General features: G+C 43.1%; 14 protein-coding genes and 2 tRNA genes. 15 read left to right on the top strand and 1 reads right to left on the bottom strand.

Going from position 1 to position 18,438, the window contains the following annotated elements; all coding sequences use genetic code 11:
* Positions 1–64: 64 nt before the first annotated feature.
* The 14 genes from uvrB to OMP94_RS04140 all read left to right on the top strand — a co-directional run bounded on the left by uvrB (position 65) and on the right by OMP94_RS04140 (position 13,578).
* Positions 65–2,074: an excinuclease ABC subunit UvrB gene (gene uvrB / locus OMP94_RS04205; protein ID WP_266276344.1), complete on the top strand. Its 2,010-nt coding sequence runs from the start codon at positions 65–67 to the stop codon at positions 2,072–2,074.
* Between the two features lie 48 nt (positions 2,075–2,122).
* Positions 2,123–2,199 (top strand) — tRNA-Val (locus OMP94_RS04200).
* A gap of 72 nt (positions 2,200–2,271) precedes the next feature.
* Complete coding sequence (gene thrS / locus OMP94_RS04195; RefSeq protein ID WP_266276342.1) at positions 2,272–4,197, top strand: threonine--tRNA ligase; 1,926 nt, start codon at positions 2,272–2,274, stop codon at positions 4,195–4,197.
* Positions 4,193–4,720 (top strand): translation initiation factor IF-3, encoded by a 528-nt coding sequence (infC, locus tag OMP94_RS04190; protein WP_323135056.1) that lies wholly within the window; start codon positions 4,193–4,195, stop codon positions 4,718–4,720. Before thrS ends, infC begins: the two co-directional genes overlap by 5 nt.
* A 28-nt stretch (positions 4,721–4,748) precedes the next feature.
* Positions 4,749–4,946 (top strand): 50S ribosomal protein L35, encoded by a 198-nt coding sequence (gene rpmI, locus OMP94_RS04185; RefSeq protein WP_266276340.1) that lies wholly within the window; start codon positions 4,749–4,751, stop codon positions 4,944–4,946.
* 15 nt (positions 4,947–4,961) lie between these two features.
* Complete coding sequence (gene rplT, locus OMP94_RS04180; RefSeq protein ID WP_266276338.1) at positions 4,962–5,321, top strand: 50S ribosomal protein L20; 360 nt, start codon at positions 4,962–4,964, stop codon at positions 5,319–5,321.
* Between the two features lie 96 nt (positions 5,322–5,417).
* Complete coding sequence (gene pheS, locus OMP94_RS04175) at positions 5,418–6,455, top strand: phenylalanine--tRNA ligase subunit alpha (protein WP_266276336.1); 1,038 nt, start codon at positions 5,418–5,420, stop codon at positions 6,453–6,455.
* 14 nt (positions 6,456–6,469) lie between these two features.
* On the top strand, positions 6,470–8,845 hold the full coding sequence (gene pheT / locus OMP94_RS04170) for a phenylalanine--tRNA ligase subunit beta (RefSeq protein ID WP_266276334.1): 2,376 nt from the start codon (positions 6,470–6,472) through the stop codon (positions 8,843–8,845).
* Between the two features lie 33 nt (positions 8,846–8,878).
* Entirely contained in the window at positions 8,879–9,175 is a 297-nt protein-coding gene (gene ihfA / locus OMP94_RS04165; protein ID WP_266276332.1) for an integration host factor subunit alpha, read from the top strand.
* Entirely contained in the window at positions 9,159–9,524 is a 366-nt protein-coding gene (locus tag OMP94_RS04160; protein WP_266276330.1) for a MerR family transcriptional regulator, read from the top strand. The genes ihfA and OMP94_RS04160 overlap by 17 nt, the downstream gene beginning before the upstream one ends.
* 242 nt (positions 9,525–9,766) lie before the next feature.
* Positions 9,767–10,657, top strand: coding sequence for a pyruvate, water dikinase regulatory protein (locus OMP94_RS04155; protein ID WP_266276328.1), 891 nt, complete (start codon positions 9,767–9,769; stop codon positions 10,655–10,657).
* A 5-nt stretch (positions 10,658–10,662) separates the two neighbouring features.
* On the top strand, positions 10,663–13,023 hold the full coding sequence (gene ppsA / locus OMP94_RS04150; protein WP_266276326.1) for a phosphoenolpyruvate synthase: 2,361 nt from the start codon (positions 10,663–10,665) through the stop codon (positions 13,021–13,023).
* 78 nt (positions 13,024–13,101) lie between these two features.
* Positions 13,102–13,178, top strand: a tRNA-Pro gene (locus OMP94_RS04145).
* Positions 13,179–13,449: 271 nt separating this feature from the next.
* Positions 13,450–13,578 carry a hypothetical protein gene (locus tag OMP94_RS04140; protein WP_266276324.1) on the top strand — a complete coding sequence of 43 codons (129 nt, stop codon included), beginning with the start codon at positions 13,450–13,452 and terminating at the stop codon, positions 13,576–13,578.
* A gap of 21 nt (positions 13,579–13,599) precedes the next feature.
* On the opposite strand, the gene OMP94_RS04135 is transcribed toward OMP94_RS04140, so the two are convergent.
* Positions 13,600–14,808, bottom strand: coding sequence for a hypothetical protein (locus OMP94_RS04135; protein WP_266276319.1), 1,209 nt, complete (start codon positions 14,806–14,808; stop codon positions 13,600–13,602).
* Between the two features lie 309 nt (positions 14,809–15,117).
* Between OMP94_RS04135 and OMP94_RS04130 the strand changes: the two genes are divergently transcribed.
* Complete coding sequence (locus OMP94_RS04130; protein ID WP_266276317.1) at positions 15,118–18,342, top strand: hypothetical protein; 3,225 nt, start codon at positions 15,118–15,120, stop codon at positions 18,340–18,342.
* Positions 18,343–18,438: the final 96 nt, after the last annotated feature.

Below are 18,438 nucleotides of genomic sequence, written 5' to 3'. Positions count from 1 at the left end.
TTCGAAAAAACAATTAAATTGAGAACCTCGTAATATACGACAATCGCGAATATTGCTAAAGCCTATGAAAAAACAATTTGAGTTAGTCAGTGAGTTTCAACCTGCGGGAGATCAGCCTACTGCGATAGCATCACTGGTTGAAGGCCTGAATAACGGTGAAATGTGGCAAACCCTGCTCGGGGTGACTGGGTCGGGTAAAACCTTCACGGTGGCCAATGTTGCGCAAGCTGTGCAGCGTCCGGTGATGGTTTTAGCACCAAATAAGACACTCGCTGCGCAACTTTATAGCGAAATGAAAGAGTTCTTTCCCAACAACGCGGTGGAATATTTCGTTTCTTACTATGATTACTATCAGCCAGAAGCTTACGTACCGTCTTCCGATACATTTATAGATAAAGATGCCTCGGTTAACGAACAAATTGAGCAAATGCGTTTGTCTGCAACCAAAGCGATGTTGGAGCGGCGTGATGCGATTATCGTGTCGAGCGTCTCTTGTATTTATGGTTTGGGTGAAAAAGACGCCTACTTATCGATGGTGTTACACCTCGTTCAAGGCGACGTTGTTAATCAGCGCGATATCTTGCGCCGATTAGCTGAGTTGCAATACACCCGGAATGATATTGAGTTAGCACGTGGTACTTATCGAGTGCGTGGTGAGGTGATTGATATCTTCCCAGCAGAATCAGAACGCGATGCTGTTCGCATTGAACTTTTTGATGACGAAGTAGAGCAAATTAGCTATTTCGATCCCTTAACAGGAGAGGTGTTGCAACGTCTGAGTCGCATCACAATTTATCCCAAAACGCACTATGTCACGCCACGCGAAAATTTATTGAAAGCTATTGATGCCATCAAAATTGAATTAGCCGATAGACTCAAAGAGCTAACTGATCAAAACAAACTTGTCGAAGCACAGCGTTTAGAACAACGCACCAGATTTGATTTAGAAATGTTGCTTGAGCTTGGCTACTGTAATGGTATCGAAAACTATTCAAGACACTTATCTGGTCGTACTGCCGGTGCCGCGCCACCAACCTTATTTGATTATTTACCTGATGACGCGATTTTGGTCATCGATGAAAGTCACGTGATGATTCCACAGATTGGCGCCATGTATAAAGGTGACCGTTCGCGTAAACAAACATTAGTCGATTATGGTTTCCGTTTACCTTCAGCACTTGATAACCGGCCAATGATGTTTGAAGAGTGGGAGAGGCAAGCCCCACAAACCATCTTCGTTTCGGCAACGCCGGGCAAATATGAGGCTGAGCACGCAGGTAATGTTGTCGAACAAGTCGTCAGACCAACAGGTTTGGTCGATCCTGTCGTAGAAATACGCCCGGTAGGTACTCAGGTTGATGATCTGTTGTCAGAAGTCAATCGTCGCACAGCGGTTAATGAACGTGTACTGGTGACAACACTGACAAAACGGATGGCAGAAGATTTAACGGATTACCTTCGTGAGCATAACGTTAAGGTTCGTTACTTACATTCTGATATTGATACTGTTGAACGAGTAGAAATCCTTCGTGATTTGCGTCTAGGTGAGTTTGATGTGCTGGTGGGCATCAACTTGCTTCGTGAAGGTTTAGATATTCCTGAAGTCTCTTTAGTGGCGATTTTGGATGCCGATAAAGAAGGCTTCTTACGCAGTGATCGTTCATTAATACAGACCATTGGGCGTGCTGCACGTAACTTAAATGGTAAAGCCATTCTCTATGCTGATGAGATTACTGGCTCTATGCAACGTGCAATTGATGAAACTGAGCGTCGTCGTGAAAAGCAAATGGCACACAATCTCGAGCACAACATTACACCGGCAGGTATTGTGAAATCGATCCGCGGCGGTATGGATGATGCGAAATCAGCAGAGGGTAAACAAAAGTTACAGAAAGTCGCCGAAGAACATGCCAAATATGCCAGCCTTTCACCTCAACAGTTGGCTAAACGTATCCAACAGATTGAAAACGCTATGTATAAACATGCCCAAAACCTTGAGTTTGAAGAGGCCGCAAAACTGCGTGATGAACTTGAACAAGTGCGTAAATTGGCTTTAGGACCAGTCGTGGTTTAAAAGCTTGCATTATCGGTCTGACTGCGTATAATTTCGCGCTTTCACGGCAGGCACGTAGCTCAGTTGGTTAGAGCACCACCTTGACATGGTGGGGGTCGGTGGTTCGAATCCACTCGTGCCTACCAGTTTTCCAAAAGCGCCTTGAGCGCTTTTTTGGTTTTTAGGCTCCTCGTATCGGCCACAACCAAGGATGAATCATGATTTCAGTCACACTTCCTGACGGTAGTCAGCGTCAATTCGACAAACCAGTCACAATCTTTGATATTGCCAATGATATTGGTGCCGGACTTGCTCGTGCAGCCCTTGCTGGCAAAGTAAATGGCAAACTGGTCGATACCTCCCACGTTATTGATGATAATGCCGACGTTGCGATCATCACCGAGCGTGATGAAGAAGGTCTCGATATCATTCGTCACTCAACATCCCATTTGATGGCACAAGCGGTAAAACAACTTTACCCAGAAGCTCAGGTCACGATTGGTCCTGTTATCGATGATGGTTTCTACTACGACTTTTCTTATCCAAAAGGTTTTACACCTGAGGATTTAGAAAAAATCGAAAAGCGTATGCAAGATTTGGTAAATCAAGATTTACCGGTTGTACGTGAAGAAGTGCCTCGTGACGCTGCGATTGATATCTTTCGTGAAATGGGCGAAGAGTACAAAGCCAAAATCATCGAAGATATTCCAAAAGACGAAATCTTATCTGTCTATCGCCAAGGCGAATTCATGGATCTGTGTCGTGGCCCTCACGTCCCAAGCACAGGCAAGCTGAAAGCTTTCAAACTGATGAAACTGGCCGGTGCTTACTGGCGCGGTAAATCTGAGAATGAAATGCTGCAACGTGTATATGGCACAGCATGGTCAGATAAAAAAGCATTAAAAGCTTACTTACATCGCTTAGAAGAAGCTGAGAAACGTGATCATCGTAAATTAGCGAAGAGCCTTGACCTGTTTCATATGCAGGACGAAGCGGCTGGTATGATTTTCTGGCATGACAATGGCTGGCGTATTTTTCGTGAAGTGGAAAACTATATCCGCAATGTTATGCGTGAAAACGATTACCAAGAAGTTAAAACGCCACAAGTCGTTGATCGTAGTCTATGGGAAAAATCAGGCCATTGGGACAAGTTTGGTGACATGATTTTCACCACGCATTCGGAAAGCCGTGATTACGCGGTGAAACCGATGAACTGTCCATGCCATATTCAGATTTATAACCAAGGTCTGAAAAGCTACCGTGATTTACCATTGCGTATGGCTGAGTTTGGTTCATGCCATCGTAACGAACCATCAGGTACGCTACATGGTTTGATGCGTCTGCGTAATTTTACGCAAGATGATGCGCATATCTTCTGTACTGAAGACCAAATTCAATCAGAAGTATCAACATTTATTGATTTGCTTTTTGAGGTCTATAAAGACTTTGGCTTTAACGAAATTATCGTCAAGTTATCTACACGCCCAGAAAATCGCGTAGGTAGTGATGCGGTTTGGGATAAAGCAGAGCATGCACTGGAGCAAGCATTAAACGCTAAAGGTCTCGATTGGGATCTGCAACTAGGTGAAGGTGCATTCTACGGTCCTAAGATTGAGTTCTCACTGAAAGATTGTTTAGGTCGTGTTTGGCAGTGCGGTACGATTCAGGTCGATTTCTCAATGCCTGGTCGTTTAGATGCGACTTATGTCGCTGATGATGGCAGTAAACAAGTCCCTGTTATGTTGCATCGTGCGATTCTTGGTTCACTTGAACGCTTCATTGGTATCTTGATCGAAGAATATGCTGGAGCATTCCCAACATGGCTGTCACCAAGACAAGTCATCGTCATGGGAATCACTGATAAACAATCGGATTATGCCCAAGAGATCGCCCGACAATTGCAAAATCAGGGATTTAGAGCCGACACAGACTTGAGAAATGAGAAGATTGGCTTTAAAATACGCGAGCACACATTGCGGCGCGTCCCATATTTAATCGTTGTGGGTGAGCGCGAAGCAGAAAACAATGCCGTGGCAGTACGTACCCGCAAGGGCGAAGATTTAGGCGCAATGTCGCTTGAGAGCTTCGTTTCCTTGCTTAATGAGGACGTTGCTCGCCGCGGTCGAATTATTTTAGAGGATTAAAAACATCGCTACAGATCAAAAACGGCTGAATGGTGAAATTACAGCCAGAGAAGTACGTGTTACCGCCGCAAACGGCGATCAGTTAGGTATCTTGCCACTGGCAAGAGCTATAGAGCTGGCCGAAGAAGCGGATTTGGATTTGGTGGAAATTGCCCCTCAGGCAACACCACCAGTGTGCCGTATTATGGATTACGGCAAGTATGTGTTTGAGGCTAATAAACAAAAGGCCATTGCTAAGAAAAAGCAAAAACAGATACAGGTAAAGGAAATCAAATTCCGACCAGGGACGGAAGAAGGAGACTACCAGGTAAAACTACGCAACCTGACTCGTTTCCTCGAAGACGGCAACAAAGCTAAAGTTAGTCTGCGCTTTCGTGGACGCGAAATGGCACATCAGGATTTAGGCCTGAAACTACTTGAACGAGTAGCTGAAGATCTCAAAGACCTGTCGACCGTTGAGCAACGTCCGAAGAAAGAAGGCCGACAAATGATTATGGTTTTGGCGCCAAGTAAACAAAAATAAATTTTAACTAAACAATGCGGAGTTCCAAATGCCCAAATTGAAAAACCATAGCGGTGCAGCGAAGCGTTTTAAGCGCACCGGCAGTGGCAAATTTAAACGTGCTCAAGCGTTTACTAGCCATATCCTCACCAAGAAAAGCACTAAGCGGAAGCGTCAATTACGCTCAACGCTGACAGTCTGTAAAGCAGATCATTTGTCAGTCCGCAAGATGTTGCCTAATCTGTAATCGAGGAGCTAATCCATGCCTAGAGTAAAACGCGGCGTCACAGCACGTGCTCGCCATAAAAAAGTCATTGCACAGGCCAAAGGTTATTACGGCCGTCGCAAAAATGTTTATCGTGTAGCGGTTCAAGCCGTTACTAAAGCCGGTCAATATGCATACCGTGACCGTCGTCAGAAAAAACGTGTATTCCGCACATTGTGGATCGCACGTATCAATGCTGCTGCTCGTGAGTGCGGTATGTCTTACAGCCGTTTGATTGACGGTCTGAAGAAAGCAGCGATTGAAATCGATCGTAAAGTACTGGCTGATATCGCAGTTCACGATAGCGCGGCATTTGCCACTATCGCTGAAAAAGCTAAAGCGGCATTAGCACAGTAATGTTGATTCGCGCGTAGCGAATCACATGATAAGTACGCTGAAAAGGGCCGTTTGTTCGGCCCTTTTTTGTTTCTGATGGATCCTCGTGGAGGAAATATGGCTGAACTGGCATCACAGTTACAGGCTTTGCAAACAATCGTTGAACGCGCTGAGCGAGCAATTGCAGAAGCTGACGATATCCGACAATTGGATGATCTTCGGGTCGCCTATCTGGGTAAGAAAGGCGAAATCACCGCTTACTTAAAAGCGCTTGGTAATGTCAGTGCTGAAGAACGGCCCGTTATCGGTAAAGAAGTTAATATCGCCAAGCAAAATGTTGCTGCTCTAATTGAAAGTCGCAACAAAGTGTTGAGCGAGGCGGCATTAAATGCGGCACTGGCTGCTGAAACCATCGATGTAAGTCTACCGGGGCGTAATAGCGAAGTAGGTGGATTACATCCTGTTACCCGAACATTACAGCGTATTGAGCGTTATTTCCGTCAAATCGGCTTCCAAATTGCTGAAGGTCCGGAAATTGAAGACGGTGATCATAATTTCACTGCACTAAATATTCCTGAAACGCATCCTGCACGTGCGATGCACGATACATTCTATTTTGACGCAGAGTTGCTGTTACGTACGCACACATCACCGGTTCAAATTCGTGTGATGGAAGAAGCACAACCACCATTACGCATTATTGCGCCGGGTCGTGTATATCGTTGTGATTCTGATTTAACCCACACACCGATGTTTCATCAGGTCGAAGGTTTGATGGTTGATGAAAATATCAGCTTTACTGATCTGAAAGGTATTTTGGCGGATTTCTTACAAGCTTTCTTCGAAAAGCCTTTAAATGTGCGTTTCCGTCCATCCTATTTCCCATTTACTGAGCCATCAGCCGAAGCTGACATCGAATGTGTCATTTGTGATGGTAAAGGTTGCCGTGTTTGTAGCCATACTGGTTGGTTGGAAGTTTTAGGTTGCGGCATGGTGCATCCAAAAGTATTCGACTACGTCAATATCGATAGTGAAAAGTATTTAGGTCTGGCTTTTGGTATGGGCGTTGAGCGTTTAGCTATGCTGCGTTATGGCGTAAATGATTTGCGTCTATTTTTCGAAAATGACCTGCGTTTCCTACGCCAATTTAAATAAGTGAGTGGCTGACAATGAAGTTTAGTGAAAAGTGGTTACGTGAGTGGGTTAACCCTAACTTTGATACCGATACCCTTGTTGCCAAATTAACGCAGGCCGGACTTGAAGTTGATGCCGTTGCACCGGTGGCTGGTGATTTTGAAGGTGTGCTAGTTGGTCAAGTTAAGTCTGTTGTTCCACTCCCAGATGCTGACAAACTTCGCGTTTGTGAAGTTGATGTCGCAGGCGATGAGTTATTGCACATCGTTTGTGGTGCCGCCAATGTTAGAGAAGGCTTAAAAATACCTGTAGCGGTCATTGGTGCGGTATTACCGGGTAACTTTAAAATCAAAAAAGCCAAACTACGTGGCGAGCCATCTTTCGGCATGTTGTGTTCTGCCAAAGAATTGGGTTTGGTAGAAAATGCTGACGGCTTGATGGAATTACCGGCTGATGCGCCAATTGGTGTTGATATTCGTGACTATCTGCAACTCAATGACACGATGATTGAAGTTGATTTAACGCCAAACCGTAGTGATTGCTTAGGTGTCGCCGGTATTGCACGTGAAGTTGGTGTTATTAGTCAAACTGACGTAACGGCACCTGATATTCAACCTGTGCCAGCTGTTTCTGAGGATGTTATTTCTGTCTCTGTAACAGCAGATGAAGCTTGCCCACGCTATTTAGGTCGAGTTGTTAAAGGCGTAAACCCAACAGCTGAATCGCCATTGTGGTTGCAAGAAAAACTGCGTCGCAGCGGTTTACGAAGCCTTGGCGCAATCGTTGATATTACTAACTATGTATTGCTGGAATTAGGGCAGCCAATGCACGCCTTTGATTTAGCAAAAATCGATGGTGGTATTAATGTTCGTTTTGCTCAATCTGGTGAAGTTTTAAGATTACTAGATGGTCAAGAAATTACCTTACAGCCAAGCAGCTTGTTGATCGCAGATGAAAAAGGGCCTCTAGCGCTTGCCGGAATCATGGGCGGTCAAGCGAGTACGGTTGGTGATGATACTGTTGATATTTTCTTAGAGTCTGCTTTTTTCACGCCTGATGCGATTGCCGGACAAGCCAGAAGTTATGGTTTGCATACAGACTCTTCTCATCGCTTTGAGCGTGGTGTTGATCCATCACTTGCGCCAATGGCTATCGAAAGAGCTTCTCAGCTGATCATTGATATAGCCGGGGGTAAGCCGGGTCCAGTTATCGAACAAACGAGTGAAGCAGCATTACCAAAACCTGCGCAAATTACGCTGCGTGCAAATCGCATTAAACGAGTTTTGGGTATCGAACTTGCTGTTGATGACGTCACTGAGAAATTAAACCGTTTGGGTTTAGATGTAACTGTCACTAATGAAGGCTGGCAAGTAATCGTGCCTAGTTTCCGTTTTGACTTATCAATTGAAGTCGATTTGATTGAGGAGTTGGGTCGCTTATACGGCTATGACAAATTGCCACAAACGCGTCCGCAAGCAAGTGTATTGAGCACCAGTATTTCTGAGCATCAATTACAAACACAGCGCCTGCAGGATTTGTTAGTAGATCGTGGTTATTTTGAGGCGATTACCTACAGCTTTGTTGATCCAAATATTCATCAGCACTTTGCCGTAGATGAAACAGCCCCAATTGCGCTTGCTAACCCGATTTCAGCCGACTTATCGGTTATGCGTCAGTCATTGTGGCCAGGATTGGTTCAAGCGCTGACGTACAATCTCAATCGCCAACAAGAGCGTGTCAAACTCTTTGAGATTGGTCGCGTATTTAACGGTGATAAATCAGACATCATCCAAGAGCAACGGGTTGGTGGTTTGATTTACGGTGACATGCAAGCTGAGCAATGGTCTGAAAAGTCTCGAAAGGTTGATTTTTACGATGCTAAGGCTGATGTCGAAGCTTTATTGACTTTAGCTGGTGGTGAAGTCAATTTCGCAGCAGCTGAGCATCCGGCACTGCATCCGGGACAAACAGCTCAGATCAGCAAAAATGGTGAAGTGATTGGTTGGTTGGGTGCATTGCATCCAAAACTGAACAAAACACTGGATGTTACCGGTAAAGTTTTTGTATTTGAATTAAAGCTTTCTGCGGTATTATCTGCACAAGTCCCTGAATTTTCAGGTGTATCACGTTATCCGATGATACGTCGTGACTTAGCATTGTTAGTTGATGCAACAGTAACAGCAGGGCAAATACAGCGTTGCTTGAAGTCTATCGACTCTGATATTCTTAAAACATTTCAACTATTTGACGTCTATACTGGAGACGGGATCGAGCAAGGCAAGAAGAGTTTAGCCATTGCTTTCCGAATCCAGCATAGTGAAAGAACCCTGACCGACGATGAAGTCGATGCGTTAATGACGCAGATTAGACAGAATCTTGAGTCGTCGCTTGGTGCGGTGATCAGAGCCTGATATCGGGTCAACAAAGAACAACAAGAGGTAGTAATGGCACTGACCAAAGCCGATATGACTGAGCAACTTTACGAAGAGCTTGGTTTTAATAAACGTGAAGCCAAAGAATTGGTAGAAATGTTTTTTGAAGAAATACGTGCTGCTTTAGAGCAGGGTGATCAGGTGAAATTATCAGGATTTGGTAATTTCGAATTGCGTGATAAAAATGAGCGGCCTGGCCGCAACCCAAAAACCGGTGAAGAAATCCCAATCACCGCGCGTCGGGTAGTGACCTTCCGTCCCGGTCAAAAATTGAAAGCGAGGGTGGACAGTTATGCTAGAAGCAAGTAATAACAACGAACTACCAGCTATCCCCGGCAAGCGTTACTTCACCATCGGTGAGGTAAGTGAACTGTGCGGTGTTAAACCACATGTTTTGCGTTATTGGGAACAAGAGTTTTCACAATTAAAGCCTGTTAAACGTCGTGGTAACCGTCGTTACTATCAGCGTCATGACGTTGTTTTAATCCGTGAGATTCGTGGTTTGCTATACGAACAAGGCTTCACTATCGGTGGTGCCCGTCAGCAACTTGAGACGGACAGCAAACCGGAAGTGACTCAAGCACCAGACCAAAACAAGAAACGGATTATTGCGGAAATGTTGGATGAGTTAGAATCGCTAAGAGCGCTTTTAGCTTAACCAAATCAAGCATACCGAAGAAAAGCCCTGTAGGCTAAGCCTACGGGGCTTTTTTGTAGATAGGGTGGTTTCACCAAAATGTGTAAAACCGATTTAGGGGAAAGGAGCATTTACAATTGTTTCCGCTAAAGAGATATTGCACTGCAATACTTACTTTTCAGTTATGCAATTTCGTTGAGTTTATTGAAACATAACTGAATTTTTTGTTGATCAAGATATAGGTTTCGGAACATCATTACCGAATGAGCGACGCAGCAGATAACAACAACAGCGAAGTTAGAAACGTCTTTTTCGTATCTGATCGAACAGGTTTAACCGCGGAATCCTACGGTAAATGCTTGTTAGCGCAGTTTCCGGATATAGAGTTTGAAACCATCACGCTGGCATTTGTAGATACTACAGAGAAGGCTGAAGATGCGCGCGCGCAGATAAATGCGCTGAGTGCAGAGTCAGAATTTCAACCTTTCGTCTTTAGCACCTTGGTCAATGATGAAGCACAATTTATAATAGAAAGTTGTGACGGTTATGTGATCAGTCTCTTCCATAGCTTTATTGGCTCCATGGAAAATTTTCTGGGCATGCAATCTTCTCAGAAGCAAGGTGTTTCCCGAATTTCAATCAGTGACACGACCTATCAGCGTCGTTTAGATGCTATTGATTATGCACTTACGCATGATGATGGTATTCGTCCTGATCAATATGAAGAAGCCGATGTTATTTTGGTGGGTGTATCGCGTTGCGGTAAAACACCGACCAGTTTGTATCTGGCTATGAACTTTTCACTGAAAGTGGCCAACTACCCGCTTACAGTTGAAGATCTCGAAGCTGAAGAATTACCAGATTATCTGAAGATTCATCAGCACAAGCTGGCAGGTCTGACTATTAAGCCTGTCCCGTTAAGTCGAATTCGGCGTCAACGTCGTCCAGACAGTAATTATTCATCATTAGAAATCTGTCAGGCGGAGTTGAATAAGGCAATGTCAATGTTTGAAAAGGTGGACATCCCGGTCTTTGATACCACCAATACCTCCATTGAAGAAATTTCCAGCCGCGTGGTTCGTTCATTAGGGCTTGCCCGTGAACGCATTCGCGAATCGACGATTACATTTAATAAATCTAAAAAAACAAGGTAGTAGTCATGACCGAATATGTTGTTTCTCTTGATCAGTTATGCATGGAGGATGTCGGCCGAGTTGGTGGTAAAAACGCTTCTTTAGGCGAAATGCTGCAAAACTTAGCGCCATTAGGTGTTTCTGTCCCTGGTGGTTTTGCAACAACCGCTGATGCTTACAGAGAGTTTTTGGCTCATGATGGCCTGCAAAACAAAATCAATGATCGCCTGCGTGATTTAGACGTAGATGACGTTGTTCAACTGCAAAAAGTAGGTCAAGAAATCCGTGACTGGATTATGACAATTCCTTATCCAGAAGCAATGGAAAAAGCCATTGATGAAGCCTACGCAGGTCTGGAAAAAGAATACGGCTCAGAAACAACCTATGCTGTTCGTTCATCAGCAACAGCAGAAGATTTACCTGATGCGTCTTTCGCTGGTCAGCAAGAAACATTTTTGAACGTTTCTGGCTTAGACAACATCAAAAAGCAAATCCGTGAAGTGTTTGCCTCACTGTTCAACGACCGTGCTATCGCTTACCGTGATCACCAAGGTTTTGATCACAGTGAAGTTGCTTTATCAGCTGGTGTCCAGAAAATGGTTCGCTCTGATATCGCTTGTGCCGGTGTTGCTTTCTCATTAGACACCGAAAGTGGTTTCCGTGATGTTGTATTCGTAACGGGAAGCTACGGTCTTGGTGAAATGGTTGTTCAAGGTGCTGTTAACCCTGACGAATTTTACGTACACAAACAAACGCTAGCCGAAGGTCGTCCAGCTGTTTTACGTCGTACAGTCGGTCAAAAAGCTATTAAGATGGTTTACTCAGGTGAATCATCAAACCCAGTTAAAACAATCGATGTCGAAGAAGATTTGCGTCTGCACTTCTGTATGACTGATGAAGAAGTTCAAAGCCTGTCTGAAATGGTTGTTACCATCGAGAAACATTACCAACGTCCAATGGACGTAGAGTGGGCTAAAGACGGTAATGATGGTCGTATCTATATCGTTCAAGCGCGTCCAGAAACGGTTCAAAGCCGTACTAAGAAAAACGTACGTGAGTCTTTCTCTTTGCAAGAGAAAGGTGAGTTACTGGCTGTCGGTCGTGCTATCGGTAGCAAAATTGGTCAAGGTAAAGTTCGTTTGCTGAATAGCCTTGAGCAAATGGAAAAATTTGAAGCCGGTGATGTACTGTTAACAGATATGACTGACCCAGACTGGGAGCCAATCATGAAGCGTGCATCAGCCATCATCACCAACCGTGGTGGCCGTACTTGTCACGCAGCTATCATCGCTCGTGAATTAGGTATTCCAGCGGTTGTTGGTTGTGGTGATGCAACTGAGAAAGTTAAAGAGGGTACAAACGTAACGGTTTCTTGTGCCCAAGGTGATGAAGGTAATATCTATGCCGGTATGTTGAAGTTTGAGCATAAAGTCGAAGAACTCGACAACATGCCTGAACTGCCAGTGAAGATCATGATGAACGTGGGTAACCCTGATCGCGCATTTAGTTTTGCACAATTGCCGCATAAAGGTGTTGGTCTGGCGCGTTTAGAATTCATCATCAACAACATGATTGGTATTCACCCGAAAGCACTGATGAATGCTGACGAAATGGAAGGTGAAGTTAAACAAGCCATCAAAGAGCGTACCACTGCTTATGGTGATCCTGTTGAGTTCTACATTAGCCGTATCGCTGAAGGTGTATCTACAATCGCAGCAGCGTTCTACCCAGAAACCGTTATCGTTCGTATGTCTGACTTTAAATCGAATGAGTACGCTAACCTGATTGGTGGTCCGCTGTTCGAACCACATGAAGAAAACCCAATGATTGGTTTCCGTGGTGCATCACGTTATAGCTCTGACGATTTCGCAGAGTGCTTCAAACTTGAAGTTGAAGCAATGAAACGTGTTCGTGACGAAATGGGCTTAACCAACGTTGAATTGATGATTCCATTCGTTCGCACAACAGATGAAGCGGAATCAGTTGTTAAGATTCTGAAAGAAAATGGTTTAGAGCGTGGCAAAAATGGCCTGCGTTTAATCATGATGTGTGAATTGCCATCTAACGCTGTACTGGCCAAAGAGTTCCTCGAATACTTCGATGGTTTCTCAATTGGTTCAAATGATATGACCCAGCTGACTTTAGGCTTGGATCGTGACTCAGCTTTGGTTGCGCGTACATTTGATGAACGTAACCCAGCTGTATTAGCGATGTTGGATATGGCGATTACAGCTTGCCGTGACGCTGGCAAATATGTCGGTATCTGTGGTCAAGGTCCATCAGATCATCCAGATTTTGCAGAATGGTTGCTTGACCGTGGTATTACCAGTATCTCGTTAAACCCTGATACGGTTGTTAGCACATGGCAGCGTCTGTCTAAGCACTAAAAGCTAGTAGATTAAATGCGGCATCTGATAAGATGCCGCACTTTCCCAAAGCACATCATTTGCTTTAAAAGATTACGTCGGGGCATGGCGCAGCCTGGTAGCGCACTTGCATGGGGTGCAAGGGGTCGTAGGTTCAAATCCTACTGTCCCGACCATTTAAGTCAATAAGTTACGAAATTTTAAGCACACAGTTTTTGCGTTACGCGGAAACAAACGCGGAAACAACCGGTGTTTGGTTGTCAATTTCTTACTAATTGATAAAGTTCTAGAAATAAACTCCTTCAATATCCCAAATTCATTGGAACATTTTCCCCCCTCCTATCGAAAAGAGAATTTCAACATAATTTCTCCTGTGATTTATATCGATAAATCACATAGATCCTGCATAAGCAGAGATTTTGTTAAATTGAAATCAAGGAGAAAATTATGTCGATGTCAAAGGAAGAGAACGATCTGTGGTCAGATGTTAACAATCCAAATAATGATAAAGATCTAGATGATTGGGCTGATGGACATAACCCAAATAATGATGATTACTTATTCAATGATGACTAATCAATAGATTGGAACCACCAGTCACTCTGGCTGGTGGTTTTCTATTTCAAATGAGTCGTAATAGTTCTCCACATGTAGGAAGATGCACTTGATTAACTCTATCCTGTCGTTATCATCAATGATGATGTTTTGTGGTTTAAATTCGAGTGAAATTTTTTCAGTCAACTTTAGCCATTTTTCTATGAGTCTATCGAACATAACTGATGCCTTGAAATATTGGTAGATTACAAACCTTTCAAGATCAGAATCCAAATTTAAATTCTCTATTAACCTAGAGAATTGGTATTTGCTTGGAACTTCTTTACCTTTTCTCCATTTGTTGAGGGTAGTCTTAGGTTCTGCACAACTCAGGTAGCTTGCAAGGCCGCTCCATGACAAAGAAGGTTCATAATAGTCTTTCATAACACACAGTATGGACTCGGTTATGGTTCTTATATCATCTTCCTTAGCATATTTGAGTAGGATTTTCTGATAGTTTTGACTTAGATTTAACTCAGGAAAAGTTCTATCGATTGATGAGTCATAGATGGCCGTAGCAGCCAAGAAAAAATCTATCTCACAACTTATTTTGAACCGAAGAATATTTAATACATCCTCATGCTCGAAGCTTGAGTAATCTCCGGGTGATTGTATTTTTGAAACTGAATGCAGATATCTGTCAATTGTTTCTTTTGGTACATTCATATTTGATCTTATGAACTCACAGACCCATCTGGTTTGAGTTATAAAGTCTTCACTACTAATTTGACGATTCTTAGATGTTTCTAGAAATACTAGGTCTATGTGTGCTCGAGTTTTTATAAAATCAATCACTGGTTTGTCTAAATCATGAAATCTGCCCTTTGAGTGACAGAAACCTTCGATTATATTTAGCCATGCTCCCGCATTACTTCCGACAGTATTACTTCTATTCAATACTTCTGTTAGTTCACACTCATGGAATAAAAAATCATCGGGTATAACTTGTTTCACAAGATTGTAATAACTGTCTCGATGCTTCATCGAAACACCCGTTGTCACCATTTTATTTTTGATGCTCCTAGTCAGATTCGATTCAAGGTCGTACTGGTTTTCAATTGTTTCAAGCATCAAAGGTAGGTTATGCGGCAGACCCAATAGTTTGAATACAACATGAGTTGACGGTAAGTAAATGCTGGGGAAACTCTTATCTGGGACTCGAAATTTTTCGGCCATTTGATGTAATGTTTTGTGAGATTTTGATTCATCCATGATTGATCAGCACCTAAGTATTGTCATTGCAATCTTAGCCAAAGCATTGTGTTGATAAAGTCACTCTTATAGGGAGTCTTAGGACTCGAACATTATCACGTATGTGGACGTGTCCCAAGAGGTTTGCTTCGTGTGATAAAGTTCACTATTAGCATGAAAAGCTTTATGGATCGCCGGCTAGTTCAAACGAAGCTTACTAAAATAAACAAATCTTGATTTTCAGTTAAAGCTAGATTTTTGGAATATGTAAAAAGTAAGACTGAACGAACGCGTGTAACTACTAAAACTAAAAATACAGAAGGAACTGGCATGACCTATACGGCAGAGTTCAATGGATGGGAACAGCTTTCAGTTGAAGACTTAATCGTTGCTTACCGAAAGGCGAAGGCTGATTGCTTTTTTGAGAATACTTTCCCATCCGCAATTAAGTTCGCTGAGTATGAGGAAAACCTGCTTGAAAACTTGAATAACTTGCTTGCATCTCTAAGAGAAAATAGCGGTTTTTCTTCAGATGCTGCCTTTTTGGGTGATTTCAGACTGTCGCCAAAAAAACTTGGCTTTAAGCCAAAAAATAATGCTTCAAACGGGCATATTCATTTCTCAAGTCCCGAGAGAGCCTTTGAGAGTCTGAAAAAAAATAATCAGCTTATCCCAGAGTTTCGAGTGATAGGCGACTTTCCTGTTGATACTTATATCATCTCCGCTCTTTGGATAAATACGATCGGGCATAAATTTGATGCCAAGCTTGATGATAGTTGTTACGGTGCTAGGCTACGACGAGTCAGAAATGATGAAGAAATTGCTCAAAATAAACAGCGACCTTTTCACATAACTGCAGTTGGTTCATTCCTGCCTTATTATCAGCCTTATCAAAAATGGCGTGCTGATGGGTTAAAAGCAATTCGTAATGAGCTGGATGAAGAACATAATGTTATTGCTGCTTCTCTGGACTTGAAAACTTACTATCACTTCATAGACCCCGCAGCTATTGCTTCGAAGGGCCTTCAAAAGTCCCTAGGACTCTCTCTCAACGAAGCAGAAAAATCATTCACAAAACAGCTAGCAGATTTTCTTCAGCTATGGTCTAAGGAGGCCGGCAAGTTTACAAAGCAGGCAAATATTTCTAAAAGTGAAGTTCCTGCAGGCCTTGTAATTGGTCTAACAGTTTCAAGAGTTATTTCAAATGTAGTTCTTCACACCTGGGATAGGCTGATAAAAGAAAAGCTTACCCCTGTCCATTATGGACGATATGTGGATGACATGTTCCTCGTACTCCGTGATCCTGGAACAATCGAGAATGCGTTCGATTTGATGCGGTTTATTCAAGAGCGTATTGGTAAGAAATACCTCTATCTCACTGATTTATCGTCATCAAAGACAGATGATGTCTGGCAAATTGACCAAGGTACAGATGTTCAAGCTGAATCTGAGATAACGCTTCAAGCTGGAAAACAAAAGTTGTTCATACTTCAGGGGCAGGGTGGGAAAGATCTGCTTGATAGTATCGAAAAAGAAATTTATGAGTTGTCGAGTGAGCACCGTTTAATGCCCTCTCCTGATCACATCGATGATTCTACAGCTGCTAGAGTACTATCGGCTGCAGGTGAAGTTAGTGAACAAGCAGATACCTTAAGGAAAGCCGACGGTCTTACAATCAAAAGACTTGGTTGGGCGTTGCAGTTAAGACATGTAGAGTCGCTCGCTAGAGATCTACCGTCAAACGAGTGGAAAACACAGCGTTCAGAGTTTTATCAATTTGCTCATGATCATATCCTTCGTCCAGACAGGCTTTTCCAGCATTACAACTACTTGCCTAGGTTGCTGGGTTTTGCAGTCAGTCTTGATGAATGGGCAGAGGCAGAAAAAATTGTACTAAAGGCGTTTGATGCCCTTGATGAGTTGTCCGAAGAAGTAACTAAAGGAGAACTAATTTTTATAAATGGTCAGGAGACGACTTCGGGTGCAAAGTTATGGATGCGCCTGAGACAGACTCTCACATGGTGCTTTATTGATGCCACACTCAAACACTACAATCCAACAAGTTTATTTAGTCCAACAAGAAAAAGAAGGCTTGCAGAGTTATTCATTGATTATGTGTTTGACGAGCTCGGCCCTTTTGGGGAGAGTCCTCTGGCGGGCTTAACAAGCGAGCAGTTCTACGAGAAGGCAGTATTGGTAGCCAGATGTGACTTGTCAAAAGAGCCATACAAAAGGATTTTGAATACTGACGCAGTATCGAAGCTTTTGATTAAATCACGAAAGTTAAAAGATGATAGAAAGATAATGAATGCTTTTTCAGATACACAGTTATTGAATACTGATGATTTGAAAGAATTTATCAACAAGAGCAGACAAAAGCGTCTGTTAAAACTCAAGGATGGTGACACAAAGGGTGAAAACTATTTGCCTTATTTATTTCCAACTAGACCTTATCACCCGGCTGAGATTGCAGAGCTGGTTCCAGAGTGTGTTGGTTTATATAAAAACAGAACTGAGGCAGACGATCCAAAAAACGATCCGGCTGTACTATGGGCAAAATACGTAAGAGCGGTTAGAGGTGTATGGATTAAACCGACATTACTTGCGGCCCAGCAGGATGAGAAGGAACGTGCCACGAGTAATATCAAACGAAAGCTGAGTATTGGTACAGAGAAAAAAAACAAGGTTGTAGTTGTTTTGACCAATATAAAAACCAGTGATAAAGACTGGTCGTTAATGGCTTCGGGCAAGAGAGCCGCAAGTTTAGAACGATACCGACGTATTTCCTCTGTTGTAAATCAAGCTATAGGACTAAATCCAAAACCTGACTATGTGATATTTCCTGAACTCTCCGTGCCCCTTGAGTGGGTAGATAGCATAGGTAACAGGCTGACTAAACTAGGTATCAGCTTGATCGCAGGAACCGAGTATCGACATTTTCCTGACAATAAACTACTTAGTGAAGCATATTTGGTACTCAGTGATAATCGTCTAGGTTTTCCGTCTTCCGTTCGAATATGGCAGCCAAAGTGGGAGCCTGCTGTTGGTGAGGACAAAGAATTATTCTCGAAGTATGGGAAGGTCTGGCAGAACCCTAAACTGGCTGGCTACCCAAAACCATTCAAGCCTGTCTATATGCACAATGATTTTCATTTTGGAGTCATGATTTGTTCTGAAATACAAAACGCAAAATCACGTCTCAAATTCCAAGGTAATGTCGATGCACTTATGGTCCTTGCCTGGAATCGAGACTTGGATACCTTCTCATCTCTCGTAGAATCATCTGCGCTTGACATACATGCGTATTCTGTTCTTGTAAATAATCGCGAATATGGAGACAGTCGAGTTCGATCACCTGCTCGAGAATCTTTTAGGCGCGATCTAGCAAGGTTAAAAGGTGGTGATAATGACTACTGTGTGGCCGTGACGTTAGATATAGACCAATTGAGAGCTTTCCAAAGCCGTGCCAAAAGATGGCCCGAGACTGGTGACATATTCAAGCCTTTACCTGAAGGTTACAAGATAGATCCTCAGAGAAAAAAGCTCCCTAACTAAACAATACATTCAGACTAACTATCTCGGAATGTAACTTCAAAGTGATACCTTCTTTTGATGGTGAGTTTGGGCGAAAGTGGTCATGAAATTGAGCGT

The sequence above is a fragment of the Methylophaga sp. OBS3 genome, from assembly GCF_026319325.1.
Classification (GTDB): Bacteria; Pseudomonadota; Gammaproteobacteria; order Nitrosococcales; family Methylophagaceae; genus Methylophaga.
This window is presented reverse-complemented; position numbering and strand designations above follow the sequence as displayed.